The organism is uncultured Granulicatella sp. (assembly GCF_963528195.1).
Lineage (GTDB): Bacteria > Bacillota > Bacilli > Lactobacillales > Aerococcaceae > Granulicatella.
Genome location: NZ_CAURVN010000007.1, coordinates 1 through 24,936 on the forward strand (window position 1 = coordinate 1; position 24,936 = coordinate 24,936).

Here is a 24,936-nt window from a genome sequence, read left to right on the forward strand (position 1 = left end):
TTCTCAAGTTTATGAAGAGGGTGCTATTTCAAAAGAAATTACACAAAAAGCTTTAAAAGTCCTTCAAGTAGATGAAAAGGGCTTAGATGCGATTGACCGTAAATTATTAAATGCCATGATTGATTTATACGATGGAGGCCCAGTTGGATTAGGAGCGATTGCTGCCAATATTTCTGAAGATGCTGAAACAATCGAAGATATGTATGAACCATATTTATTACAAATCGGATTTATGAAACGAACTTCAAGAGGAAGAATGGTGACTCCAGAAGCTTATGTTCATTTGAATAGAAGATATTAAAATAGAAAGATGGAATAAGAATGAATTATACAACTCAAGATTTTGATTTTGAATTACCAGAAGAACTGATTGCTCAAACACCATTGAAAGATCGAACTTCATCACGTTTACTAGTCGTTAATGAAACAGAACATAGTATAGAAGATAAATACTTTTCTGAAATTATTGATTATTTAGAAGAAGGTGATACATTAGTCGTTAATAATACAAGAGTATTGCCAGCTAGATTATACGGCGAAAAAGAGGGAACAGGGGCTCATATTGAAGTGCTACTACTACATAATACGCATGGAGATTGCTGGGAAACTCTTGTAAAGCCAGCAAAAAGAATGAAAGTTGGAACAGTAGTATCCTTTGGTGATGGACGATTAAAGGCCACTGTGACAGAAGAATTAGAGCAAGGTGGAAGAATCATTGAATTTCAATACGATGGAGTATTTTTAGAAATTTTAGAATCATTAGGTGAAATGCCATTACCACCGTATATCAAAGAACGATTAGATGATCAAGAACGTTATCAAACAGTTTATGCAAAGGAAAATGGTTCTGCAGCTGCACCAACAGCAGGTTTACATTTTACAAAAGAATTAATGGAAAAAATTCAACAAAAAGGGATTCAAATTGTTCCAATTACATTACATGTTGGATTAGGAACCTTTAGACCTGTTTCCGTAGATCATTTAGAAGACCATAAAATGCATTCGGAATATTATCATATTTCAAAAGAAACAGCAGAAGTTATTGCAGAAACAAAGAAAAATGAAAAACGAGTGATTGCAGTTGGAACTACTTCCATTCGTACATTAGAAACAGTCGGTTCTGCTAACCATGGAGAAATCGTTCCAAGTAGTGGATGGACAGATATTTTCATTTCGCCAGGATATGAATTTAAAGTAGTGGATGCCTTTATTACAAATTTCCACCTTCCAAAATCTACATTAGTGATGTTAGTTAGTGCTTATTTAGGACGTGACTTTACATTAGAAGCTTATCATCATGCCATTCGTGAACGTTATCGCTTCTTTAGTTTTGGAGATGCGATGTTTGTTCATCGTTAAATCTAGCAGTAGAAATTGGAGATGATACAATTGTCTTTTGAACAATTAAAAGAGCAAATTATGCAGGATGAAGAAAATCTAATTTATACGGAGCAAGGAATTGAACCATTATTTTGGATTCCGGAAACAGCAAAGATTTTAATTATCGGTCAAGCACCAGGATTGAAAGCTCAAGAAAGCCGTAAATTTTTCTGGGATAAAAGTGGAGACCGTTTAAGAGAATGGCTAGGTGTTGATGAGACATTATTTTACGAATCAGGATTATTTGCAGTCGTTCCAATGGACTTTTACTATCCTGGAAAAGGTAAAAGTGGAGATAAACCACCTAGAAAAGGATTTGCGCCAAAATGGCATCCATTAGTTTTACCATTATTGAAACAGGTTGAGTGTATTTTATTAGTTGGCTCATATGCACAAAATTATTATTTAAAAGAAACGAAAAAAGAGAATTTAACTGAAACGGTAAGAAGTTACTCTGAATACTTGCCAAAGTATTTTCCATTAGTACATCCTTCTCCTTTGAATATAAGGTGGATGAAGAAAAATCCATGGTTCGAAGAAGAAGTATTACCTGAATTAAAATTGATTGTAAAAAATATTATAAAAAAGGAGAATGAATGATGTTTATTACACGACACAATAACCCATATGAATTAAAAGGCGAATTACCAACAGTAGGAGAAAAAGCTCCTCACTTTTCATTAGAATGCATTCATGGAGAGATTAAAACTCCAGAATCATTTGCTGGAAAAGTAACCTTAATCAGTGTTGTTCCAGATATTAATACTCGAGTTTGCGATATTCAAACAAAAGCCTTCCATAAAAAAATGAAAGAACATCCAAGTATTCAATTAGTAACGATTAGTAAAAATAATAAAGATGAATTTAAAAATTGGTGTTCGGCAAATGATGTTGCAATGGAAATGTTATGCGATGTTGATTTTACATTTGGAGAAGCATATGGCATTTATGTGCCTGAATTAAGCGTAGACCAACGTTCGATTTTTGTGTTGGATCAAAATGGAACAATTGTTTATCAAGAAATTGTTCAAGAAATGACAGATGAACCAAATTATGATGAAGCCATTCGAGTATCATTAAATCACTTATAATTAGGAGGGAAATACATGGAAAATAATACATTATTTCCGCCAATTGAGCCTTATAATGAGTTTTATTTAGAAGTTTCTTCAACACATCAAATATATGTAATGGAATCAGGAAATCCAAATGGAAAACCGGTCATTATTGTTCATGGTGGACCAGGAGGAGGATCGAGTCCGGTTACCCGTCAATTATTTAATCCAGATGTTTATCGAATGATTCAATTTGACCAACGTGGTTGTGGAAAAAGTTTACCTTTTCTTTCATTAGAGGAGAATACTACGCAACATTTAGTTTCTGATATGGAAAAAATCCGTGAAAAGCTAGGAATTGAAAAATGGGTTGTGTTCGGTGGTAGTTGGGGGACGACTTTATCCCTTCATTATGCCATTCAATATCCAGAAAGAGTTCAGGGATTGATTTTACGTGGGATTTTCTTAGGAAGACAAGAAGATACCGATTGGCTTTATCAAAAGGGAGCTAGTGATTTCTTCCCAGATCAATTTGCCCCTTATTTAAATCATATTCCAGTAGAAGAACAAGATGATTTAGTAACAGCTTATTATAAAAGGTTGACCAGTGATGATGCATCTACTCGATTAGAAGCAGCTCGTCAATGGGCTAGATGGGAAGGCGGCATTATTACCTTATTACCTAGGGAAACTATTGGTGAGGAATCAGATGAGGACATGCTTGCAATTGCCATTATGGAATGTCATTATTTCTACTATCATTGCTTTGTAGAAGATGATAATTATATTCTTAATCATGCGGATACATTAAAAGAGATTCCAATTAAAATTGTTCATGGTAGATATGATGTCGATTGCCGTCCAAGTGGGGCATATGATTTAAAACAAAAATTGCCACATGCTGAATTAGTCTTTTCTACTGCTGCAGGACATGCGCAAATGGAACCATCAACAGTAAAAGAATTAATGCGATTTGCAAGAGAATTTGAATAAGCTGTTTAGAACAGTTTCGTAAAACAATAAACGCTTCACAACAAGAAAACGAACTTGTTGTGAAGCGTTATTTTATTCATTAAATAATAATTGTTCTAATGCACGTCTTTGTACTTTCATCGTTGCTGTTCTTGGAATTTTATCGTATTCCATCATAATTGGTTCATTTAAATGAGGTAAGTTTTCAATAGCTTTAAACCATAATTCCTCTTGGAAGAGTTCACCAGCGGTAATAGCGATGATTGGCTGAGGGTATCCATGGTTATCACGAATAATGACGACTTCTTCAAGGAACGGAAGATGGTCTAATAAATAATCTTCAATAGCTAGTGTACTTTCTACTGTTTCTACTAAATCTATTTGACGGTCATGGAGTAGTAATTCACCTTTATCATTGATAAGGCCGTAATCACCAGTATCCCACCATTCATCGTAAACATTTTCTTGAAATCGATCATCTTCTTTAAAGTAAGTTAAAGCACGTCCTTTAGAATATAATTGAATATTTCCTGGTGTATTCTTTGGTAGAAGTGTACCGTTATTCGTTGCAATTCTTGCCTTTGTAAAATGTTCAAATCCAATCCCCATATTACGGATATTCATTCCTGGTAATGATTCTAATGTGTGTTTACGAACGATGGCAGGTCCGCATTCACTTTGTCCATAAATTTGTAAATAGATGGCATTTTTCTCACGATTCGTTTTTAAAAATGTAGCCATTGTTTCTTTATTGATCGCATCAAATGTCGAATGATAATAGCGAGTATTTTCAAATAATTCTGGATGTATTTTAGCAAGAGTAGCCCATTGAACAAAATTATTTGGATGGGTTTCAATTCCAATTGGTTTGAATCGTTGAAGTAGGGTTTCAATATTATGAATACTTGGATCTTTAATTGCTAAATAGGGAAATCCTAAAGTCATTAAAGAAGATATTCCAATATTAAAACGTGAATGTACTGGAGAAATATGGAATGCTAATAATCCAGTTTCTTCCATCTTTGAGAATATACTCTTTTGAAAAGCTGTTCTCCAGCCCATGCTGTTGGCAGAGTGTGCGATTAGTTTAGGAATACCTGTTGTTCCAGAGGTGTGTGTCATATAACTAATCTCATTTGGATTAAGAGAAATTAATGGAGTCACTGTTTCAACTTGTTTTTGTATCTCTTGAACAGAAATAACTTTAGACTGGTTCTTTTCTTTTAAAAGGTTAACTTTGTCCTTTGTTTCATCATCATAAATTAACCATGCATCTTCTAGGCGTTCAAAAAATGTATCAATAATGGTAGAAGGAAGATGAGCAGAAGTCATGACAGGAACTGCTCCTAAATATGAAATAGCACAAGCTAACCAATAGCTATCAACAGCAGAAGATTTATAAACCATCACTTTTTCTCCAGTTTTAATACCAATCGTAAATAATTGATAAGCACGTTTTTGGATGAATGTTAAACTTTCTTGATAGGTTGTTTCGAGTCCAAATTCAGGGAAAGTTGACAGTACTTTATCTAAATATATTCTTGTATTTGGAAAATCTATAGAAGCTTTTTTATAATTTTTAAATAAATGTAAAGGTTCATGTTCATAAATGGTAAACATAGTAACATCCTTTCAAAAATAGTCTTTTTCTAGTATACAGGAGGGATATAAAACTTGCAAAAAAATTTAAGCATACTAGTATGCAAACGTTTTAAGATTTGGTAAAATAAATTTATGCAACCGGTTTAATACTGGTTTGAATAGGAGTTGATAAATGTGCAAATTAAAAATGAAGCGATGCTGATAACTTATTCAGACAGCTTAGGAAAAAACATGAAGGATCTAAAATTTGTTTTAGAAACTTACTTTAAAGAATCAATTGGGGGAGTACACTTACTTCCATTTTTCCCTTCAACAGGTGATAGAGGATTTGCACCAAGTGATTATACGACAGTTGATCCAGACTTAGGAAGCTGGAAAGATGTGGATGCACTAGGAGAACAATATTACTTAATGTTTGATTTTATGATTAATCATATTTCTCGTGAATCAAAATTTTTCCAAGATTTTAAAAAGAATCATGAGAAGTCTCCTTATAAAGATATGTTTATTCGTATCCATGAATTTTTCCCGCCTGGACGTCCTACACAAGAAGATATCGATTTGATTTATAAAAGAAAAGATAAAGCGCCTTTCCAAACGGTTCATTTTGAAGATGGTACGAAAGAAGAAGTTTGGAATACATTTGGCGAAGAACAAATTGATTTAGATGTCAAAAAAGAAATCGTAAAAGCATTTATCCGTGAAACGATTAAAGATATGGCTAGTCATGGATGTTCATTAATTCGTTTAGATGCTTTTGCTTATGCTGTGAAAAAATTAGATACAAATGATTTCTTTGTAGAGCCAGAAATTTGGGATTTATTAGATGAAGTAAGAGCAGAAGCTGCAAAATATCAAGTAGAATTGTTACCTGAAATTCATGAACATTATTCTATTCAAATGAAAATTGCGGATCATGATTATTTTGTTTACGATTTTGCATTGCCAATGATTGTTTTATACTCACTATATAGTGGAAAATCAAATCGTCTGGCAAATTGGTTAAAAATGAGTCCAATGAAACAATTTACAACATTAGATACACATGATGGAATTGGTGTTGTTGATGCAAGGGATTTATTAACAGATGAAGAATTAGACTATACTTCAGAACAATTGTATAAAGTTGGAGCGAACGTTAAGAGAGTCTATTCTAGTGAGAAATATAATAATTTAGATATTTATCAAATAAATAGTACTTACTATAGTGCACTTGGAAACGATGATGCGAGTTACTTACTATCAAGAATTTTACAATGTTTTGCTCCGGGTATCCCACAAATTTATTATGTAGGATTATTAGCAGGAGAAAATGATATTGAACTTCTTGAAGCAACAAAAGAAGGACGTAATATTAATCGTCATTACTATACATTAGAAGAAATTGAAAAAGAAGTTGAACGTCCAGTTGTTAAACAATTATTATCATTATTACGCTTTAGAAATACTTCAAAAGCATTTGACTTAGAAGGTGAAATTGAAATTTCAACTCCAGACGAATCAACGATTGAAATTGTACGTTCAAGTGCTGATCATCAATCAAAAGCTCGCTTAGTAGCAAACTTAGCAATAAAAGAATTTACAATTGAAGAAAATGGAGTAACAGTTCAATTATAAAAAATCGAATAGAGAGGAGAGCTTTCTCCTCTTTATATTCAAATAAACGAATATAATAGATTTTTTGAAAATGAATTTTTCATATTAAATGAAAATAATTTCTTTTAAAAAATTTGATTTCAACTATTTACAAAATTGATGAAATAGGTTATGATAACTATGTGATAAAAATAACAAGCAACGGAGGAAATCACAGTGACTGAAGAGAAAAAAGTAGTAGACTCTCAAAAAGAAGTGAATGAATTAGTAGAGAAAGGGCTAGTAGCTTTAGAAGAATTTAGATTGCTCAACCAAGAACAAGTTGACTATATCGTAGCTAAAGCATCAGTAGCAGCTCTTGATCAACATGGTGTGTTAGCTTTACACGCTATCGAAGAAACTGGTCGTGGAGTATTTGAAGATAAAGCGACTAAAAATTTATTTGCATGTGAACACGTAGTTCATAATATGCGTCATACGAAAACCGTTGGAGTTATTGAAGATGACGAAGTAACAGGTTTAACATTAATCGCAGAACCAGTTGGGGTTGTATGTGGAATTACACCAACAACTAACCCAACTTCAACAGCAATTTTCAAATCATTAATTGCTTTAAAAACACGTAACCCAATCGTATTCGCATTCCACCCATCAGCTCAAAAGAGTTCAGCTCATGCAGCTCAAATCGTTCGTGATGCAGCGATTGCAGCTGGAGCACCTGAAAACTGTATTCAATGGATTGAACACCCATCAATCGAAGCTACAAATGCTTTAATGAATCATGATGGCATTGCAACAATCCTTGCTACAGGTGGTAACGCAATGGTTAAAGCCGCTTATTCATGCGGAAAACCTGCTTTAGGGGTAGGTGCTGGTAACGTACCTGCATATGTTGAAAAATCAGCAAATATTCGTCAAGCTGCTCACGATATCGTAATGAGTAAATCATTCGATAACGGAATGGTTTGTGCTTCAGAACAAGCAGCTATTATTGATAAAGAAATTTATGATGAGTTTGTAGCAGAATTAAAAAGCTACCATACTTATTTTGTGTCTAAAAAAGAAAAAGCATTACTTGAAGAGTTTTGCTTTGGCGTTAAAGCAAACAGCAAAAACTGTGCTGGTGCTAAATTAAACGCAAATATCGTAGGTAAACCTGCTGCATGGATTGCAGAACAAGCAGGATTCTCAGTTCCAGAAGGAACAAACATTTTAGCAGCTGAATGTAGCGAAGTAGGCGAAAAAGAACCTTTAACTCGTGAAAAATTATCTCCAGTAATTGCAATCTTAAAATCTGAATCTCGTGAAGATGGTGTTGAGAAAGCAAGACAAATGGTTGAATTTAATGGTTTAGGACACTCTGCAGCAATTCATACTGAAGATGCTGATTTAGCTAAAGAATTCGGACGTATTGTTCGTGCAATTCGTGTAATCTGGAACGCTCCATCTACATTTGGTGGTATCGGGGATGTTTACAATGCCTTCATTCCATCTCTAACATTAGGTTGCGGTTCTTATGGACGTAACTCAGTTGGTGATAATGTAAGCGTTGTGAATCTATTAAATATCAAAAAAGTAGGGAGACGTAGAAATAATATGCAATGGTTTAAAGTTCCTTCGAAAATCTATTTCGAACGTGATTCAATTCAATACTTACAAAAAATGAAAAATGTAGAACGTGTAATGATCGTAACTGACCAACAAATGGTTAACTTAGGATTCTTACAACGTGTGATTGAACAATTAGAATTACGCCCTAATAAAGTTATTTACGAAGTATTCTCAGATGTTGAACCAGATCCAGATATCACAACAGTTAACCGTGGTGCTGAAATTATGAAATCATTTGAACCAGATACAATCGTAGCTCTTGGTGGTGGTTCTGTAATGGATGCTGCTAAAGTTATGTGGATGTTCTACGAACAACCTCAAATTGACTTCCGTGATTTAGTACAAAAATTCATGGATATTCGTAAACGTGCATTCAAATTCCCTGAATTAGGTGAAAAAGCTAAATATGTTGGTATTCCAACAACTTCAGGTACAGGTTCTGAAGTAACTCCATTTGCCGTTATTTCTGATAAAGCAAATAACCGTAAATATCCATTAGCGGACTACTCATTAACTCCAACAATTGCGATTGTTGACCCTGCATTAGTTATGACAGTTCCAGGATTTGTTACAGCAGATACAGGTATGGACGTATTAACTCACGCAGTTGAAGCATATACTTCAACATTAGCAAATGACTACACTGATGGTTTAGCTTTACAAGCAATCAAATTAGTATTTGAAAACTTAGAAAGTTCAGTTAAAAATGGAGACTTTGTATCAAGAGAAAAAATGCATAATGCTTCTACAATGGCTGGTATGGCATTTGCCAATGCATTCCTTGGAATGTCTCACTCAATGGCTCACAAAGTTGGTGGATTCTTCCATACAGTACACGGACGTACAAATGCAATTTTACTTCCATATGTTATCCGTTACAATGGTACTCGCCCAGCTAAAGCAGCTACATGGCCTAAATATAACTACTACCGTGCAGATGAAAAATTCCAAGACATTGCTAGAATGTTAGGATTACCTTCATCAACTCCAGAAGAAGCAGTAGATGCTTTAGCAAAAGCTGTATTTGAATTAGGAGAACGTGTAGGAATTGAAATGAACTTCAAAGCTCAAGGTGTAGATGAAAAAGAATGGAAAGAAACAATCCATGAAATCGCATTGTTAGCATATGAAGATCAATGTTCACCAGCGAACCCTCGTTTACCAATGGTTGCTCATATGGAAGAAATTCTTGCAGATGCATACTATGGATACGCAGCTCGTCCAGGACGTTTAAAATAATCATTTAAATTAAAAAAAAGCGTAGTAGTGTTAACTACTACGCTTTTTCTTTATATAAAATTTTACTGTTTGAGTGAAAACTAATACAGATGCTTAGTTTATTTTAATACAGTTTTATGGTATACTGTTGAAGAAATTAAAGGCCTTTTGACCTTTAATGAGTTGTCAGTGAGGTTTAAAGGAGGAAACAATATGACCCCTAATAAAGAGGATTATATTAAAGCGATTTATAAATTAGGTGGCAATCATGAAGTAGTTTCTAATAAGTCAATCACTAATATGCTTCAAATATCAGCAGCATCAACTACTGAAATGTTAAATAAATTAGTGACTGAAGATTATGTAGAATATGAACGATATAAGGGAGCTAGACTGACAGAAAAAGGGATTTTATTTGCTGAACGTTTAATTCGTACCCATAAAATATGGGAAGTATTTTTAGTTCAGTCATTAGGATTTTCTCCAGATGAAGTTCATGCTCAGGCTGAAGTTTTAGAACATGCATCCTCACCTGAATTAATTAATCGATTAGTAGAGTTTCTGGATGATCCAACGCATTGTCCACATGGAGAAATTATCCCTACGATACGTGAAATATAAATAATGCATGAAATAAATACAGATTGGAGGGAAATTATGTCAACCAAACATCAACGAATTATTGAATACATTGAATCATTGCCAGTTGGAGAAAAGATATCTGTACGAACAATCGCAAAGAATATGCAATTAAGTGAAGGAACTGCATATAGAGCGATTAAAGCAGCAGAAAATTTAGGAGTAGTTTCAACGATTGAACGTGTTGGAACGATTCGAATTGAACGGAAATCAAAAGATAATTTTGAAAAACTTTCTTTTGGAGAAATTGTTAAAATTATTGAAGGGGAAGTTTATGGAGGTTATGCTGGTTTAGATAAAATCCTAAATCGCTTTGTTATCGGTGCGATGACGGAAGATGCGATGAGTCGCTATATTCACCCTGAATCATTAGTCATTATAGGAAATCGTAAAGAGGCACAGTTATTAGCTTTAGAGCAAGGTGCAGCTGTTTTAATTACGGGTGGATTTACTGCTTCAGAGGAATTAATTCATAGAGCAGATGAATTAGCCATTCCGCTTATTGGAACAACTTATGATACATTTACAGTAGCTTCTCTTATTAACCGAGCGATGACTGACCAATTGATTAAGAAGAAAATTATGATTGTGTCAGATATTTATACAGATTTTTCTCATACACATTATCTAATGATTGATGACACAGTTGAAGATTATCGGAAAATGAACCAACAAACAGGAAATTCTAGATTTCCAGTTATTAACCATTCAAATCGTCTTGTTGGTGTAGTGACAGCTAAAGATGTTATTGGGAAAAGTGATCATCTTGTTGTAGAAAGAGTGATGACAAAAAATCCAAGCGTTACAAAACTACATGCCAGTGTAGCTAGCGTTGCTCATTCTATGATTTGGAATGGTTTAGAAATGCTTCCAGTTGTTCAAGATAATATGGAATTGATTGGAATTATTTCAAGACAAGATGTAATGAAAGCAATGCAATTAGCTCAACGTCAACCACAAGTGGGAAATACATTTGAAGATGATGTTGCTGAAAGTTTAAATGTGCTAGACATGGATACGCAACAAGCAAAATTCCAATTTACGGTAACTCCACAAATGACAAATAATCTAGGAATGTTATCTTTTGGAGTCCTTTGCGAAGTTGTCAGTGTAGCATCAAAAGAATTTATTTCTCGAAGTCAAAGAAGAAATGCAGTTATTGAGCAATTAGATTTGCATTATTTAAAGATGATTCCAATAGATAGTGAAATTATTTTACAAATTCAGTCATTAGATAATGGAAGAAAAATAACTAAACTAGATATTTCTGTATATTTAGAAAATACGATTGTTGCTAAAGCAGTAATGTCTAGTCAGTTAATGGAAAGGAATTAATTATTAGAATGAATAGACAAGAATATTTAGTAGCCATTGATCAAGAAATTCAAAAAGCAGAATCTATTGTGATTTTACGACATGAGTTACCAGATCCTGATGCAATTGGTTCTCAAATTGGATTAAAAAAAATTATTGAAGCAACTTACCCAACTAAAAAAGTGTATGCTTTAGGAGAAATGAATGATGATTTAGCATACATTGGTACAATGGATACAATTTCTCAAGAAGTATTTGATGCTTCATTAATTATTGTGAATGATACAGCGAATACGCCTCGTATTGATTCACCATATGAAGTAAATCCATCAGAAGTTATTAAAATTGACCACCATCCTGATAGAGATGTTTATGGAAAGATATCTTATGTAGATACAACTGCAAGTAGTACAAGTGAAATTTTATGTCAATTTGTATTTAGTGAAAACTCTCCTTGGAAAGTAAATGAAGAAGTTGCAAATGCACTATATGCAGGAATTGTAGGAGATACAGGACGTTTCTTATACCCAGCAACAACAACGGTGACTTTCGAAATGGTTTCTAAATTATTAGAATACCCTGTAAACATTTCTGAAATTTCTTATCATATGATTACAAATCCTGTTTCAGTGAGTCGTTTAGCTGGTTACATTTACCAAAATATGGAAATTTCTGAAAATGGAGTAGCGATTACAATTTTAAGCCAAGAACAATTAAAAGAGTTTGGCGTAGAAGAACATCAAACACATGGGGTCATTTCATTACCTAGTACAGTTGAAGGTGTACATTGCTGGTGTTTATTCGTAGAGCAACCAGATGGTACATATCGTTGTAATTTACGTTCAAAAGGGCCTATTGTAAATGAAATTGCAGCTAACCATGGAGGCGGAGGGCATCCTTTAGCGTCTGGTGCTGTCGTGAAAACATTAGAAGAAGTTCATCAAATGTCTGAAGAATTAAATGAATCTTCTAAAAAATTTCTTGCTTCACTTAATTAATGACGAGTTATAGTTGACTTTAGTTGGATAGAATAATACAATGAGTATTGAGTTGGATTATTCTATCCAACGATTGTTTATGCAATTAATTTTGAAAAATTAAAAAATGAGACGGAGGTGACTCAATGCAACCAGGACTATTAACAGGAGGCCTCGCGATCTTAACTTTAGTAATCGGAATTGTTGCTGGATATTTTGTTTTCAAATCCAATTATGAGAAAAAAGTTGTAGCTGCTCGTGAATCGGCTGAAATGATTTTAGAAGATGCTAAAAAAGATGCTGACCGATTAAAAAAGGAAGTATTATTAGAAGCTAAAGAAGAAAATCATAAGTATCGTACTGAAGTTGAAAATGAGTTAAAAGAAAGAAGAAATGAAGTTCTACTTCAAGAAAAACGGATGATTCAAAGAGAACAAAATCTTGATCGTAAAGATGAAGTTCTTGAAAAACGTGAACAATCTATTGAAGATAAAGAAAATAAACTTCAAGAGAGAGCACAAGTCATGACAGAAAAAGAAGAACAGATTGACTCTGTGTTAACAGAACAGAAAGCTGAATTAGAACGTATTTCAACGATTAGTCGAGAAGAAGCACAGCAAATTATTATGCAGGAAACACGTGATGAATTAAGTCACGAACGTGCTGTCATGATAAAAGAATCTGAACAACGTGCTAAGGATGAAGCAGATAGAGCGGCTAAAGATATTATCTTACAAGCCATTCAACGTTCTGCTGCAGATTTAGTAGCAGAAAACACAGTTACTGTGATGACATTACCAAATGACGAAATGAAAGGACGAATTATCGGACGTGAAGGAAGAAATATTCGTACATTAGAATCATTAACAGGTATTGATTTAATTATCGATGAAACACCAGAAGCTGTAGTACTAAGTGGATTTGATCCAATTCGTAGAGAAATTGCTAAGATGACTCTAGAAAAATTAATTGCAGATGGACGTATTCATCCTGCAAGAATTGAAGAAATGGTTGAAAAATCTCGTAAAGAAATGGATGAAAGAATTCGTTCGATTGGGGAACAAGCAACATTTGAAGTTGGAATTCATTCATTACATCCAGACTTAATTAAAATTTTAGGTCGATTATATTTCCGTACAAGTTATGGACAAAATGTTTTAAATCATAGTATCGAAGTTGCAAAACTAGCAGGAATTATGGCTGGTGAGCTTGGAGAAGATGTAAATATTGCTAAAAGAGCTGGTTTACTTCATGATTTAGGAAAAGCATTAGACCATGAAATTGAAGGTTCACACGTTGAAATTGGTGCGGAAATTGCTCAAAAATATAAAGAAAACAAAATTGTGGTTAATGCAATCGCATCTCACCATGGAGATGTTGAAGCAACCTCGACAATTGCGATATTAGTAGCAGCAGCAGATGCATTATCAGCTGCAAGACCAGGAGCACGTAGTGAATCCTTGGAAAACTACATTCGTCGTTTAGAACGATTAGAAGCTATTGCTAATGAACATGAAGGTGTGGAACGTAGCTTTGCCATTCAAGCGGGTCGTGAAATCCGTGTGATGGTTCATCCAGAGAAAATTGATGATGCAAGTTCAATTTTATTAGCACGTGAAATTCGTAAACAAATTGAAGAAGAACTACAATATCCAGGACATATTAAGGTTACAGTTATTCGTGAAACAAGAGCTGTAGAATATGCTAAATAATGAAGAACACGCTAGATATCTAGCGTGTTTTTTTATACATAAAAGCAAAAATAAACCCCTTCTCAAGTAGAGAAGGGGTTATGGTTTTAGTTATTTTCCGCAGATGATTGTGTTGTTACTTCATTTCTTACGGGAGCTTGTGTAGTTTGATTGTTTTGCTGTGCAGGTTGTTGTTGCTGAGAATTTTGAGGGTTCATTGTTGTACTTGTTTTTTCTTTTTCCTCAGGCTTAGTACCTAATTGAAGTTCATGTGTTACTGGGTCAGATGTTTTATCTTTAATTGTAACAGTTAGACTAATCGTAACAGTTTCACCTGTAATATTTTTGAAGGTAGCACTTGTTTTATCAACAGTTTGAGTTTGACCTCCGACTGTAATTGTATATTTGGGTTTATCTTCACCAGATTTTACAGCATTCCAAGTGACAGAAACTTCTTTCTTAGCAGCATTATAACTAACGTTTAATCCTGTTGGAGGATCAATTTTTTCTTCTACATATTGCTGAGTAGGTAGTGCTCCTTTAACAAATAATTCTGTACTTACTCTGTCAGAAGGAGTATTTGGTCCAGCTAATGCTAATGGATTTGATCCGACGACAATTTGTGAAGATACAACACTAGAAGGTTGTTCCCAATCTTTGACTGGAGTTTGCTTCATGGCAAAATTCATTAAGTGACCATAAATCCATTTTGAATAATTAGATTCAGTTAGAGATAATCCATGACCTTTTACATATGGGTTATCATATCCTGTCCATACAGAAATCGTGTATGCAGGAGAATATCCGATGAACCATGAATCTGGAATTGCAAATTCATTCTGTGAAGCACCTATTTGTTTTCTTTGTTCAGGTGTATAGTTCGTTGAACCAGTTTTAGCAGCATGAGGTAGATTTCCCATTTGTAAATCATTTGCAAATCCATAAGTGAAAGTATCTTTTAGCATATTTGTAATCATATAAGCTGTAGAGTCTTTCATTGCTTGATGTTGTTCAGGTTTAAATTCTAATACTTGACCATCACGAGTTGTAATTTTTGTAACAGTATATGGTTTTGAATAAGTACCATAGTTAGCGAATGCAGAGTAGGCAGCTGCCATTTTTAATGGAGATAAATTTGCACCAATTGAGTTGCTGTCTACTAAAGATTCTTTTCCGTCATTTATAACAGATAATTCTAATTTTTTAAGGAAAGCTTGAATATTGTCATTTCCGACTGCTTTAAATGTTTGATATGCAGGAGTATTACGTGATAAGACTAATGCTTTACGCATTGTCATTGTTCCCATATATTGATTATCCCAGTTATTTAATTCAAAGCCACTCGAATAAGTTGTAGGTTTGTCTATTACTGTTTGTCCAGTAGAATAGTTTAAATATTCAATTGCTGGTCCGTAATCCATAATTGGTTTAATGGTAGAACCAGTACTTCTATCATTTTCAGTCGCACGATTATAAGCTAATAAATTCGTTTGCTTACGACCACCATTAATTGCTCTAACAGCACCTGTAGTAGAGTCTAACATAACAACTGCATTTTGAATTTCATTGTCAATATATTGAACATATCGATTTGTATTTAGAATTTCATATAAACGATTTTGTGCCTGTGAATTTACTGTTGTTTCAATTGTTAATCCATCAGAATAAACGTCTAGACCTGTTTTATCTTTTACTTCATCAGCAACCATTGTTAAAAATGAGTCAAAGATTAAACGATTATCATCTGTTGAAACTTGATCATGTTCGGCTACTAGGCCTTCAGTAATTGGAGTTGCTTTTGCTTCTTGTAATTGAGCATTTGTTAATTTGCCATTATCTTTCATAGCTTGTAACACAAGATCACGACGTTCTTGAGCTTGTTCTGGATGAGCATATGGATCATATGAACTTGGAGCTTGCGGCATCCCAGCTAGAAGTGCTAATTGCGGAATCGTTAATTCTTTCAATTCTTTTCCAAAGTAGTAATTAGCAGCAGTACCAAATCCATAAGTATTATTAGCCATATAAACTTTGTTTAAATAGTATGTCAAAATTTGTTCTTTTGAAAATTCTCTTTCAATTTGTAAAGCTAATAATATTTCTTGAATTTTACGTTTATAAGTTTGGTCTTCTTTTTTAGTAGAGAAAACTGATAGTTTAATTAATTGTTGAGTAATTGTACTACCACCCTGAGTAATATGTCCCGCACGTAGGTTACGGACAAAAGAACCAACAATACGAATTGGATCGATTCCTAAGTGAGAATAGTAACGCTTATCTTCAATTGAAGTGATGGCATCTTTTAATCCTTGTGGTACATCTTCAGGTTCGATTAAATCACGGTTTTCTCCACCTAGTTTTGTAATAAGTTCTTGATTCATATCAAGAATTTGTGTTTCAGTTGCTCCTTGTAAGTCTGCAGCTGTAATTTCTGGTGTAGTAAAACCATAGTAGAAGAATAATCCTGTTAAAATAGTGAATCCAATTACAAAAATTGAAAATAAAGTAATGAGGATTCTCTTTAAAATAGATTTCTTCTTTCCTTTTGTAGTCTTTTTAGTTGTTTGACTACGTCTTGTTTGGCGTGTTTCTGGCATAGAAAACCTCCTAAATTTTATCAATAAGTTTATCAACTACTGGAATATAATCTAAAATAGACTGAACAGTTAATGAAATTGGTAGTCCATTTTTTTTGATATATTCTAATGGAATTGACTTTTTATTTTTTCTATTTTCTTTTATAAAGGAAAGTAAATATTGACTTTCTAATAAATAAAATTCATTTAAAGAAGAAAAATAAAAAATAATAAATACAATACCACCTTGGAAAATACAATCTTCCATATGTTGAATTTGATGCTCATGGATATTTATAAATGGAAACGAAGTTTTATTTTTCGTTTCTTTTGCTTCAAAATCTATATAGCAACCACGATATACTCCATTATAGTCAGTAGTGGAAGCATGACGATAATAAGCTTCTTTAATAACAGCTGCACTTCGCTTAGGATAATCCACTTTAACGACTTGTACTGGAGTGGGCTTTTTATGAATAACAGCTATTTTTTTTAATCGATAATAATCGTTTGTTTGATTCAATAAAGTTTCTAAGAACATTCCACGACTACCATATGAAATAGTAGAAGATTGAGTAGTAGGTACTCTCATTTGTCCCTTTGGGTATTGAATCATAATATCACCCCTAATCTTAATCTATTATACCATTGATTTTACTTTAAAAGCTAAAATTATTGTTAAGATTAACAACAAGTAGATTAAATTTTGATTTCTAAGTAAAAATATAAAGAATAATTAAAAAAATAATCAGAAATATTTTACAATTTTACAAAGGTGTTGTAAAATAAATGAGTATGTAAATAGCTCATCAATTTTTTTGATGAAGTAAGAATTTTTTGGAGGAAAGCTATGACAGCAAAATTTGAAAAAACAAACACAAATGAAGTTGTGTTAACATTTGAAATTTCAGAAGAATCAATTAAACAAGGTTTAGAGGTTGCGTTTAACCGTGTGAAAAAGAACTTAAACGTACCTGGATTCCGTAAAGGTAAAGTAAGTCGTCAAGTCTTCAACAAAATGTATGGTGAAGAAGCATTATACCAAGATGCATTAAACTTCTTATTACCTGATGCATACGATAATGCAGTAGAAGAAACTGGTATTTTCCCAGTAACTCAACCAAAAATTGATATCGAATCATTAGAAAAAGGTCAACCATGGGTGATCAAAGCAACTGTAATTGTTAAACCTGAAGTTAAATTAGGTGAATACAAAGGATTAACTGTTGAAAAACAAGATCGTACAGTTTCTGAACAAGATGTAGAAGATCGTTTATTACAAGAACAAGCTAAAGCAGCTGAGTTAGTTGTTAAAGAAGGTGCTGCTGAATTAGCAGATACAGTTGTAATCGACTTTGAAGGTTTCTTAGGTGAAGAAGCGTTCGAAGGTGGAAAAGGTGAAAACTACTCATTAGAATTAGGTTCAGGTTCATTCATTCCTGGATTTGAAGATCAGTTAGTAGGCGCTAAAGAAGGCGACAACGTTGAAGTGAAAGTTACATTCCCAGAAGAATACCATGCTGAAAACTTAAAAGGTCAAGATGCTGTATTCAAAGTAACAGTTCACGAAGTTAAAACAAAAGAATTACCAGAATTAACAGATGAATTTGCTAAAGACGTTGATGATTCAGTTGAAACATTAGCAGAATTAAAAGAGAAATTCCGTAAAGAATTAGAAGAAGCTAAAGCTGAAGCAGCTGACGAAGCTGTAGCTGACTTAGCATTACGTCAAGCAGTTGAAAATGCTGAAATCGTTGAATTACCAGCTGAAATGGTTCACGAAGAAGTACACCGTCAAATGCAACACTACTTAAACGACATGCGTCGTAACGGTATTACACCAGAAATGTACTACCAAATCACTGGTACAACTGAAGCAGACTTACACCAAATGATGGAAAAAGATGCTGATGTACGTACTAAAACTAACTTAGTATTAGAACAAATCGTGAAAGATGAAAATATTGAAGTTACTGATGCTGATGTTGATGCAGAAGTGAAAGAATTAGCTGCTCAATATGGTATGGATGAAGGAGCTGTTCGTGCAGCTGTTTCAGTTGAAATGTTGAAAAACGATATTTCAATGAAAAAAGCATTAGCTTTAATTACTGATTCTGCAGTAGAAGCTTAATTTTTAAACTATTTAAGAACAATCTTGGAAACAGGATTGTTCTTTTTTATGGGAAAAAGTTTATTACACAATGGACTTTCCTTGTTCAAATAAGTCAGATATGCTAATCTACTATATATAGTGTCAAAAATGAAATGGAGGGTTCTTAGTTGTATAAAGATGAACCAAAACATGTCTGTTGTTCATTTTGTGGGAAGTCACAAGATCAAGTAAAAAAAATCATCGCTGGACCAGATGTTTTTATTTGTAATGAATGTGTAGATTTATGTAAGGAAATTATTGATGAAGAATTATTAACACAGTTTTTTGAAGGAGAAATTACCGTTCCAAAACCACAAGAAATTCGTGAAATTTTAAATGATTATGTAATTGGACAAGAAAATGCTAAAAAAGCACTAGCAGTTGCTGTTTATAATCACTATAAACGAATTAATCATTTAGTAGAAGACGATGGAGTGGAGTTACAAAAGAGTAATATTTGTTTGATTGGACCAACCGGTTCAGGGAAAACTTACTTAGCTCAATCATTAGCTCGTCTACTAAATGTACCATTTGCAATTGCAGATGCAACAACATTAACAGAAGCAGGATATGTTGGGGAAGATGTGGAAAATATTTTATTAAAACTTCTTCAAGCAACAGATTATGATGTTGAACGTGCACAAAAAGGAATCATTTATATTGATGAAATTGATAAAATTGCTCGTAAAAGCGAAAATGTTTCGATTACTCGTGATGTAAGTGGTGAAGGTGTTCAACAAGCTTTATTAAAAATTTTAGAAGGAACGATTGCATCTGTTCCTCCTCAAGGTGGACGTAAGCATCCACAACAAGAATTGATTCAAATCGATACTACAGATATTTTGTTTATTGTAGGTGGAGCATTTGATGGCATTGAAACAATTGTTAAAGAGAGACTAGGCGCTAAAGTCATTGGATTTGGTTCTTCAAATAAAAACTTTAGTGAGCATGAAAGTTTAATGCAAATGATTATTCCAGAAGATTTACAAAAATTTGGATTAATTCCAGAATTTATTGGACGATTACCAATTATTGCAGCATTAGAAAAATTAGAACAAAAAGATTTAGTATCTATTTTAACAGAACCTAAAAATGCTTTAGTGAAACAATATCAAAAACTTTTCTTAATGGATGAAGTTGAATTAGAATTTGCTCAGGAAGCATTAGATGCTATTGCATCTAAAGCGATTGAACGTAAAACTGGTGCACGTGGATTACGTTCGATTATTGAATCTGTTATGATGGATTTAATGTTTGAAATTCCAAGTAGAGACGAAGTTTCTAAAGTAATTGTGACAAAAGAGGTTGTAGAAAATGAAGGACAACCAGAATTGTACAATAAAAAAGGTAAATTATTGAAAGCTTAATTTTAGGGGGAATTTTATGTCTGCAATTCGTAAGTTTTTTGCAAGTCGTTATACAAAAGAAGAATTTTCATGGATTTTACAAGATTGGGCTAATTCAGTGTATTCATTAATGATTACAACAGCTATTTTTCCAATTTTCTTTAAAACAGTTACAACTAATGCGGGGGTAACTGCTGCAAATTCGACAGCATATTTAGGATATGCAAACTCGATTGCTACTTTTGTTGTTTCAGTTATGGCTCCTGTTTTAGGTGCCTTAGCGGATTATAGAGGCTATCGTAACCCAATGTTTACAGTTTCTACTATGGTTGGTGTATTTTCTGTATTAGGAATGATGTTTGCTGGAAGTGATCAATGGATGTACTTACTAATCTTATATACGATTTCTGCCATTGGATTTTCAGCTTCAAATATTTTTTATGATAGTTCAATTATGGATGTGACTACGTATGATCGTATGGACCGTATTTCGGCAGCAGGTTATGGTTACGGGTACATTGGAAGTGTTATTCCATTTGTTTTGTTTATGATGATTATGCAATTTTCATCATTAGCTGGAGATATTATTGTTAAAATTGGATTTTTAATTACTGCTGTATGGTGGTTTGTATTTACGATACCATTTTGGAAACATGTTAAACAGAAAAACTTTATTGAACATGATAAACATCCTGTATATGATAGTTTTGCTCGCCTATTTGAAACGATTAAACATATTCGTGAACATAAGCAAGTATTCTTATTCTTAATTGCTTATTTCTTCTATATTGATGGAATTGGGACAATTATTAAAATGGCGACAGCTGTTGGTAGTGATGTGGGATTAGATGGAAATAGTTTAATTGTTATTCTTCTAATCGTACAAATTGTTGCTTTCCCATTTAGTATTATTTATGGATATCTTGCTAAAAAAATTGGTTCTAAGAATACCGTGTTTTTAGGAATTGCTACTTATATTATTATTTGTATCTTAGCAACTGGATTAAAAACTTATACAGATTTCTTATTATTAGCGATTTGTATTGGTACAGCTCAAGGTGGGGTACAATCTATTAGTCGTTCTATTTTTGGGCAAATTATTCCGGCAAATCGTGCGAATGAATTTTTTGGATTTTATAATATTTTTGGAAAATTCTCATCCATTTTAGGAACAACATTATTAGGGATTACAGCACAAATGACAGGTAATTCATTAGATGGAGTCTTTTCTCTAATTGTTCTATTCTTAATTGGAGGCGGATTACTATTCTTCGTTAAAATTAATCCTCAAACAACAGAGGAAGGAGCTTAATCATGAAAGTGACAAATGCTGAATTTACGATTAGTGCGGTTGGTCCCAATCAATATCCAACCGATCAAAAAGTTGAAATTGCTTTATCTGGTCGTTCAAATGTTGGTAAATCATCTTTTATTAATCGTTTAATTCAACGAAAGAGTTTAGCTAGAACCTCTAGTAAACCAGGGAAAACTCAGACATTAAACTTTTATCATATTAATGATTTGTTTTACTTTGTCGATGTTCCTGGTTATGGATACGCAAAAGTCTCAAAAAAAGAACGTGAAAAATGGGGTAAAATGATTGAAGAGTACATTACGACTCGTGAAAATCTTGAACTCGTTTTAATCCTTGTTGATTTCCGTCATGAACCAAGTACGGAAGATGTTCAAATGCGTGAGTTTTTGGAGTATTATGAAATTCCTTATCGAATTATTATGACGAAGTGTGACAAAATTCCTCGTGGTAAATGGAATAAACATGTGAGTCAAATTCGAAAAGCTTTTGGTAAACCACCGGAAGAATTATTTTTGACTTTCTCTTCTGAAACAGGAGAAGGTGTTGAAAAAGCTTGGGAATGGATTGAATCAGTCGTATTAGATGAGGAGTGAATAGGTTGATTGGGTATAAGAAAAAAGATGCAGTTTCTTTTGAAGAAATATTTCCGTTATATGAAGCAGTAGGATGGACGAATTATACGACAAATCCTACGATGTTGAAAAATGCATTAGAACATAGTTTGTTTATACTTACAGCAAGAGATGAAGAAGGAAAATTAATTGGATTTTTAAGAGCAGTAGGAGATGGTTATTCTATTCTCTATATTCAAGATATTATTGTACTTCCTGAATATCATAGACAAGGGATTGGTACACAATTACTACGTCAAACTCTGGAGTATTTTAATGAAGTTTATCAAATTATTTTAACAACGGATAGTGAATTAAAAACAATCGCATTTTATGAAGCAAATGGATTTACAGCTTTATCTAAATATGGATGTACTTCTTTTATGGCTAATCCGATTTTACAAGCAAAGTAAAAGCAAGATTTTTAAAACTGTGGTAAACTTGAAGTAAGAAAAGATGAGTCAAAGGATGGGACAAATGAAATTAACAATTGATGAAAAATCACAAGCATGGTTTGAAGAAGAAATGGGAGTTTCTAAAGAACGTGGTGTTCGTTTTTTAGGAAAAGTTTATGGATGTAGTCCAATTCATGAAGGCTTTTCTTTAGCCGTAGAAGTTGATACACCAAATAATCCATTTGTTAGTGTGGAAAAAAATGGGATTACTTATTTTGTTGAAACAGGTGATGAATGGTTTTTCCAAGGACACGATTTAGATGTTGTATTTGATGAAAAACTAAAAGAACCATCCTATAGTTATCGTGCCATTCAAACTGTATAATCTATCAATAAAGAAATTCAACTTCAAAAGTTAGATTCTATTTCTAACTTTTGAAGTTTTTTGTTTATTTACTTAAAATCTTATAAAATATTGGACAAATAGAACATAGTGAGATACAGTTATATAGTTGACTGTATAAAGAAAGGAATGTAGAAATGACACAACCAGCTGTAACTTATCGCTTAATTAAAACAGAGAAACATACAGGTGCTCGTCTTGGAGAAATTATTACACCACATGGAACTTTTCCAACTCCAATGTTTATGCCTGTAGGAACTCTTGCAACTGTAAAATCAATGTCTCCAGAAGAATTAGATGAAATGGGAGCAAATATTATTTTAAGTAACACGTATCACTTATGGTTACGTCCAGGTGCGGATATTGTAGATGAAGCAGGAAAATTACATAATTTTATGAATTGGAAAAAAGGAATCTTAACAGATTCAGGAGGTTTCCAAGTATTCTCTTTAAGTGATATGAGAAGAATTGAAGAAGAGGGCGTACATTTTAGAAACCATTTAAATGGATCAAAATTATTTTTATCTCCAGAAATTTCAATTGATGTTCAAAATAAATTAGGGGCAGATATTATTATGAGTTTTGATGAGTGTCCAGATTTCCATCATACTCATGATTATGTGAAAAACTCTATTGCTCGTACAACAAGATGGGCAGAACGTGGATTGAAAGCTCATAAATCTCCAGAAACTCAAGCCTTATTTGGAATTTTACAAGGGGCAGGATACAAAGATTTACGAATGGATCATGCTAAAGATATGATTTCTCTTGATTTCCCAGGGTATTCTATTGGTGGATTATCTGTAGGGGAAACAAAACAAGAAATGAATGAAGTATTAGACTATGTGACGCCACTGATTCCGTCTCATAAACCACGTTACTTAATGGGTGTAGGTTCTCCTGACTCATTAATTGATGGAGTGATTCGTGGAGTTGATATGTTTGACTGTGTACTACCAACACGTATTGCAAGAAATGGTACTTGTATGACAAGTGCAGGTCGTCTTGTTGTAAAAAATGCGAAATATGAACGTGATTTTCGTCCAATCGATGAGAAATGTAATTGCTACACATGTCGTAATTATTCTCGTGCGTATATTCGTCATTTATTTAAAGCAGATGAAACATTTGGCTTACGTTTAACAAGTTATCACAATTTATACTTCTTATTAAACTTAATGAAACAAGTACGTCAAGCTATTATGGATGATAATTTACTAGAATTTAGAGAAGCATTTTTCGAAGAATATGGATTTAATAAAGAAAATGCTCGTAATTTCTAGTATTCTTAGGAAAAATTTGGTACAGTAGTAATACATTAAATGAAGGAGTGTTGAAAATGAGTTTAGCATTAATGTTACTTTATATTGTAGGTTTAGGAGCCCTTTGGTGGTTTATTGGACGTAAAAATCGTGAGCGTAATAAAAAATTACAAGAGCAAATGAATGCTTTGAAAGCTGGGGATCATATTGTAACGATTGGTGGATTACATGGAGTAGTTCATTATATTGATACAGTAGATCAAACTGTTGAAATTGATTGTGATGGTGTTTATTTAACATTTGAACGTCGTGCGATTCATCATGTTGTTCCAACCGCTGGAGAAAATAATGTTCCTGTTGTTGATGGAGAATAGTAAAAACTCTTAGTCATGATGGATAAACAAGAAGAATTTTTAGAACAATTTCGTCCTTGGTTAGGATATAAAACGATTGAGTTTATTACACAAGGATATGAATCAATTTCCAGTTATGATATTGCAAGTTATTTTGTGACGTATCGATGGAAGAAGAGTAAACCTGATAATTTATTTGAACAAATTTATCAGTTAAATCAATTAACGATTAATGATTATTTTGATTATGAATCGATTATGGCTCAAACTTCAACGGAAATGACATTAGATACCATTGATTTGAGTGCTTTGTTAGATTAATATTTTATGAAAATTTCTCGAAATTGACTTTTTTAAGTAGTAAAGGACGCCAGCAGCTTCGCTATGCGAATCTCATAGATAAACTACTACTAGAAAAAGTCATTTCTTTTTTTGTTGAAACATGAATGTTCATGTATAATAGATTCA

General features: G+C 33.1%; 23 protein-coding genes. 20 read left to right on the forward strand and 3 right to left on the reverse strand.

The features are described 5' to 3' along the window. The 5 genes from RWR88_RS03365 to pip form a co-directional block, all read left to right on the forward strand. Positions 1-301: Holliday junction DNA helicase RuvB C-terminal domain-containing protein (locus RWR88_RS03365; RefSeq protein WP_314450673.1), on the forward strand; the 301-nt coding region annotated here is incomplete at its 5' end. 20 nt (positions 302-321) lie between these two features. Further along, positions 322-1,359, forward strand: a complete 1,038-nt coding sequence (queA, locus tag RWR88_RS03370) for a tRNA preQ1(34) S-adenosylmethionine ribosyltransferase-isomerase QueA (protein WP_314450674.1) — start codon at positions 322-324, stop codon at positions 1,357-1,359. A 21-nt stretch (positions 1,360-1,380) separates the two neighbouring features. Next, the gene (locus RWR88_RS03375; RefSeq protein ID WP_314450675.1) at positions 1,381-1,980 is read left to right on the forward strand and encodes a uracil-DNA glycosylase family protein; all 600 of its coding nucleotides are present in this window, start codon (positions 1,381-1,383) and stop codon (positions 1,978-1,980) included. Then, the gene (locus RWR88_RS03380; RefSeq protein WP_314450676.1) at positions 1,977-2,471 is read left to right on the forward strand and encodes a peroxiredoxin; all 495 of its coding nucleotides are present in this window, start codon (positions 1,977-1,979) and stop codon (positions 2,469-2,471) included. Before RWR88_RS03375 ends, RWR88_RS03380 begins: the two co-directional genes overlap by 4 nt. A 15-nt stretch (positions 2,472-2,486) precedes the next feature. After that, positions 2,487-3,428 (forward strand): prolyl aminopeptidase, encoded by a 942-nt coding sequence (gene pip / locus RWR88_RS03385; RefSeq protein ID WP_314450677.1) that lies wholly within the window; start codon positions 2,487-2,489, stop codon positions 3,426-3,428. Positions 3,429-3,500: 72 nt separating this feature from the next. Here the strand turns inward: pip and RWR88_RS03390 are convergent, their stop codons facing one another. Further along, complete coding sequence (locus RWR88_RS03390; RefSeq protein WP_314450678.1) at positions 3,501-5,027, reverse strand: AMP-binding protein; 1,527 nt, start codon at positions 5,025-5,027, stop codon at positions 3,501-3,503. Positions 5,028-5,183: 156 nt separating this feature from the next. Here RWR88_RS03390 and gtfA point away from each other — a divergent pair, with 156 nt between their 5' ends. The 6 genes from gtfA to rny all read left to right on the forward strand — a co-directional run bounded on the left by gtfA (position 5,184) and on the right by rny (position 14,076). Beyond that, on the forward strand, positions 5,184-6,626 hold the full coding sequence (gene gtfA, locus RWR88_RS03395; RefSeq protein ID WP_314450679.1) for a sucrose phosphorylase: 1,443 nt from the start codon (positions 5,184-5,186) through the stop codon (positions 6,624-6,626). A 195-nt stretch (positions 6,627-6,821) separates the two neighbouring features. Next, complete coding sequence (adhE, locus tag RWR88_RS03400) at positions 6,822-9,455, forward strand: bifunctional acetaldehyde-CoA/alcohol dehydrogenase (protein WP_314450680.1); 2,634 nt, start codon at positions 6,822-6,824, stop codon at positions 9,453-9,455. A gap of 192 nt (positions 9,456-9,647) precedes the next feature. Then, positions 9,648-10,055 (forward strand): metal-dependent transcriptional regulator, encoded by a 408-nt coding sequence (locus RWR88_RS03405; protein ID WP_314450681.1) that lies wholly within the window; start codon positions 9,648-9,650, stop codon positions 10,053-10,055. 36 nt (positions 10,056-10,091) lie between these two features. Beyond that, complete coding sequence (locus RWR88_RS03410) at positions 10,092-11,408, forward strand: DRTGG domain-containing protein (protein ID WP_314348648.1); 1,317 nt, start codon at positions 10,092-10,094, stop codon at positions 11,406-11,408. A gap of 8 nt (positions 11,409-11,416) precedes the next feature. Then, entirely contained in the window at positions 11,417-12,385 is a 969-nt protein-coding gene (locus tag RWR88_RS03415; protein WP_314450682.1) for a bifunctional oligoribonuclease/PAP phosphatase NrnA, read from the forward strand. Positions 12,386-12,510: 125 nt separating this feature from the next. Continuing rightward, complete coding sequence (gene rny, locus RWR88_RS03420) at positions 12,511-14,076, forward strand: ribonuclease Y (RefSeq protein ID WP_314348646.1); 1,566 nt, start codon at positions 12,511-12,513, stop codon at positions 14,074-14,076. A gap of 86 nt (positions 14,077-14,162) precedes the next feature. Here rny and RWR88_RS03425 read toward each other — a convergent pair whose 3' ends face one another. Next, positions 14,163-16,652 carry a PBP1A family penicillin-binding protein gene (locus tag RWR88_RS03425; protein ID WP_314450683.1) on the reverse strand — a complete coding sequence of 830 codons (2,490 nt, stop codon included), beginning with the start codon at positions 16,650-16,652 and terminating at the stop codon, positions 14,163-14,165. A 10-nt stretch (positions 16,653-16,662) separates the two neighbouring features. After that, positions 16,663-17,247, reverse strand: a complete 585-nt coding sequence (gene recU, locus RWR88_RS03430) for a Holliday junction resolvase RecU (RefSeq protein ID WP_314450684.1) — start codon at positions 17,245-17,247, stop codon at positions 16,663-16,665. 234 nt (positions 17,248-17,481) lie between these two features. Between recU and tig the strand changes: the two genes are divergently transcribed. From tig to RWR88_RS03475, 9 genes are all read left to right on the forward strand, one after another. Beyond that, positions 17,482-18,762 carry a trigger factor gene (gene tig / locus RWR88_RS03435; RefSeq protein ID WP_314450685.1) on the forward strand — a complete coding sequence of 427 codons (1,281 nt, stop codon included), beginning with the start codon at positions 17,482-17,484 and terminating at the stop codon, positions 18,760-18,762. 149 nt (positions 18,763-18,911) lie between these two features. After that, positions 18,912-20,150: an ATP-dependent Clp protease ATP-binding subunit ClpX gene (clpX, locus tag RWR88_RS03440; protein ID WP_314450686.1), complete on the forward strand. Its 1,239-nt coding sequence runs from the start codon at positions 18,912-18,914 to the stop codon at positions 20,148-20,150. Between the two features lie 16 nt (positions 20,151-20,166). Beyond that, the gene (locus RWR88_RS03445; protein WP_006702520.1) at positions 20,167-21,441 is read left to right on the forward strand and encodes an MFS transporter; all 1,275 of its coding nucleotides are present in this window, start codon (positions 20,167-20,169) and stop codon (positions 21,439-21,441) included. A gap of 2 nt (positions 21,442-21,443) precedes the next feature. After that, complete coding sequence (gene yihA / locus RWR88_RS03450; protein ID WP_314450687.1) at positions 21,444-22,037, forward strand: ribosome biogenesis GTP-binding protein YihA/YsxC; 594 nt, start codon at positions 21,444-21,446, stop codon at positions 22,035-22,037. Positions 22,038-22,042: 5 nt separating this feature from the next. Next, positions 22,043-22,468 (forward strand): GNAT family N-acetyltransferase, encoded by a 426-nt coding sequence (locus tag RWR88_RS03455; protein ID WP_314450688.1) that lies wholly within the window; start codon positions 22,043-22,045, stop codon positions 22,466-22,468. Between the two features lie 64 nt (positions 22,469-22,532). After that, positions 22,533-22,835: an iron-sulfur cluster biosynthesis protein gene (locus RWR88_RS03460; RefSeq protein WP_314450689.1), complete on the forward strand. Its 303-nt coding sequence runs from the start codon at positions 22,533-22,535 to the stop codon at positions 22,833-22,835. Positions 22,836-22,990: 155 nt separating this feature from the next. Next, positions 22,991-24,136 (forward strand): tRNA guanosine(34) transglycosylase Tgt, encoded by a 1,146-nt coding sequence (tgt, locus tag RWR88_RS03465; protein WP_227931275.1) that lies wholly within the window; start codon positions 22,991-22,993, stop codon positions 24,134-24,136. 56 nt (positions 24,137-24,192) lie between these two features. Further along, positions 24,193-24,489 (forward strand): preprotein translocase subunit YajC, encoded by a 297-nt coding sequence (gene yajC / locus RWR88_RS03470; protein WP_314450690.1) that lies wholly within the window; start codon positions 24,193-24,195, stop codon positions 24,487-24,489. 15 nt (positions 24,490-24,504) lie between these two features. Then, entirely contained in the window at positions 24,505-24,789 is a 285-nt protein-coding gene (locus RWR88_RS03475) for a post-transcriptional regulator (protein ID WP_314450691.1), read from the forward strand. The last annotated feature ends 147 nt before the right edge of the window (positions 24,790-24,936 follow it).

Bases quoted from the DNA above. Each gene is read 5' to 3' on its own strand.
- queA (WP_314450674.1), top strand. From the start codon at position 322: ATGAATTATACAACTCAAGATTTTGATTTTGAATTACCAGAAGAACTG.
- RWR88_RS03375 (WP_314450675.1), top strand. From the start codon at position 1,381: ATGATACAATTGTCTTTTGAACAATTAAAAGAGCAAATTATGCAGGAT.
- RWR88_RS03380 (WP_314450676.1), top strand. From the start codon at position 1,977: ATGATGTTTATTACACGACACAATAACCCATATGAATTAAAAGGCGAA.
- pip (WP_314450677.1), top strand. From the start codon at position 2,487: ATGGAAAATAATACATTATTTCCGCCAATTGAGCCTTATAATGAGTTT.
- RWR88_RS03390 (WP_314450678.1), bottom strand. From the start codon at position 5,027: ATGTTTACCATTTATGAACATGAACCTTTACATTTATTTAAAAATTAT.
- RWR88_RS03405 (WP_314450681.1), top strand. From the start codon at position 9,648: ATGACCCCTAATAAAGAGGATTATATTAAAGCGATTTATAAATTAGGT.
- RWR88_RS03410 (WP_314348648.1), top strand. From the start codon at position 10,092: ATGTCAACCAAACATCAACGAATTATTGAATACATTGAATCATTGCCA.
- RWR88_RS03415 (WP_314450682.1), top strand. From the start codon at position 11,417: ATGAATAGACAAGAATATTTAGTAGCCATTGATCAAGAAATTCAAAAA.
- rny (WP_314348646.1), top strand. From the start codon at position 12,511: ATGCAACCAGGACTATTAACAGGAGGCCTCGCGATCTTAACTTTAGTA.
- RWR88_RS03425 (WP_314450683.1), bottom strand. From the start codon at position 16,652: ATGCCAGAAACACGCCAAACAAGACGTAGTCAAACAACTAAAAAGACT.
- recU (WP_314450684.1), bottom strand. From the start codon at position 17,247: ATGATTCAATACCCAAAGGGACAAATGAGAGTACCTACTACTCAATCT.
- tig (WP_314450685.1), top strand. From the start codon at position 17,482: ATGACAGCAAAATTTGAAAAAACAAACACAAATGAAGTTGTGTTAACA.
- RWR88_RS03445 (WP_006702520.1), top strand. From the start codon at position 20,167: ATGTCTGCAATTCGTAAGTTTTTTGCAAGTCGTTATACAAAAGAAGAA.
- yihA (WP_314450687.1), top strand. From the start codon at position 21,444: ATGAAAGTGACAAATGCTGAATTTACGATTAGTGCGGTTGGTCCCAAT.
- RWR88_RS03460 (WP_314450689.1), top strand. From the start codon at position 22,533: ATGAAATTAACAATTGATGAAAAATCACAAGCATGGTTTGAAGAAGAA.
- tgt (WP_227931275.1), top strand. From the start codon at position 22,991: ATGACACAACCAGCTGTAACTTATCGCTTAATTAAAACAGAGAAACAT.
- yajC (WP_314450690.1), top strand. From the start codon at position 24,193: ATGAGTTTAGCATTAATGTTACTTTATATTGTAGGTTTAGGAGCCCTT.
- RWR88_RS03475 (WP_314450691.1), top strand. From the start codon at position 24,505: ATGATGGATAAACAAGAAGAATTTTTAGAACAATTTCGTCCTTGGTTA.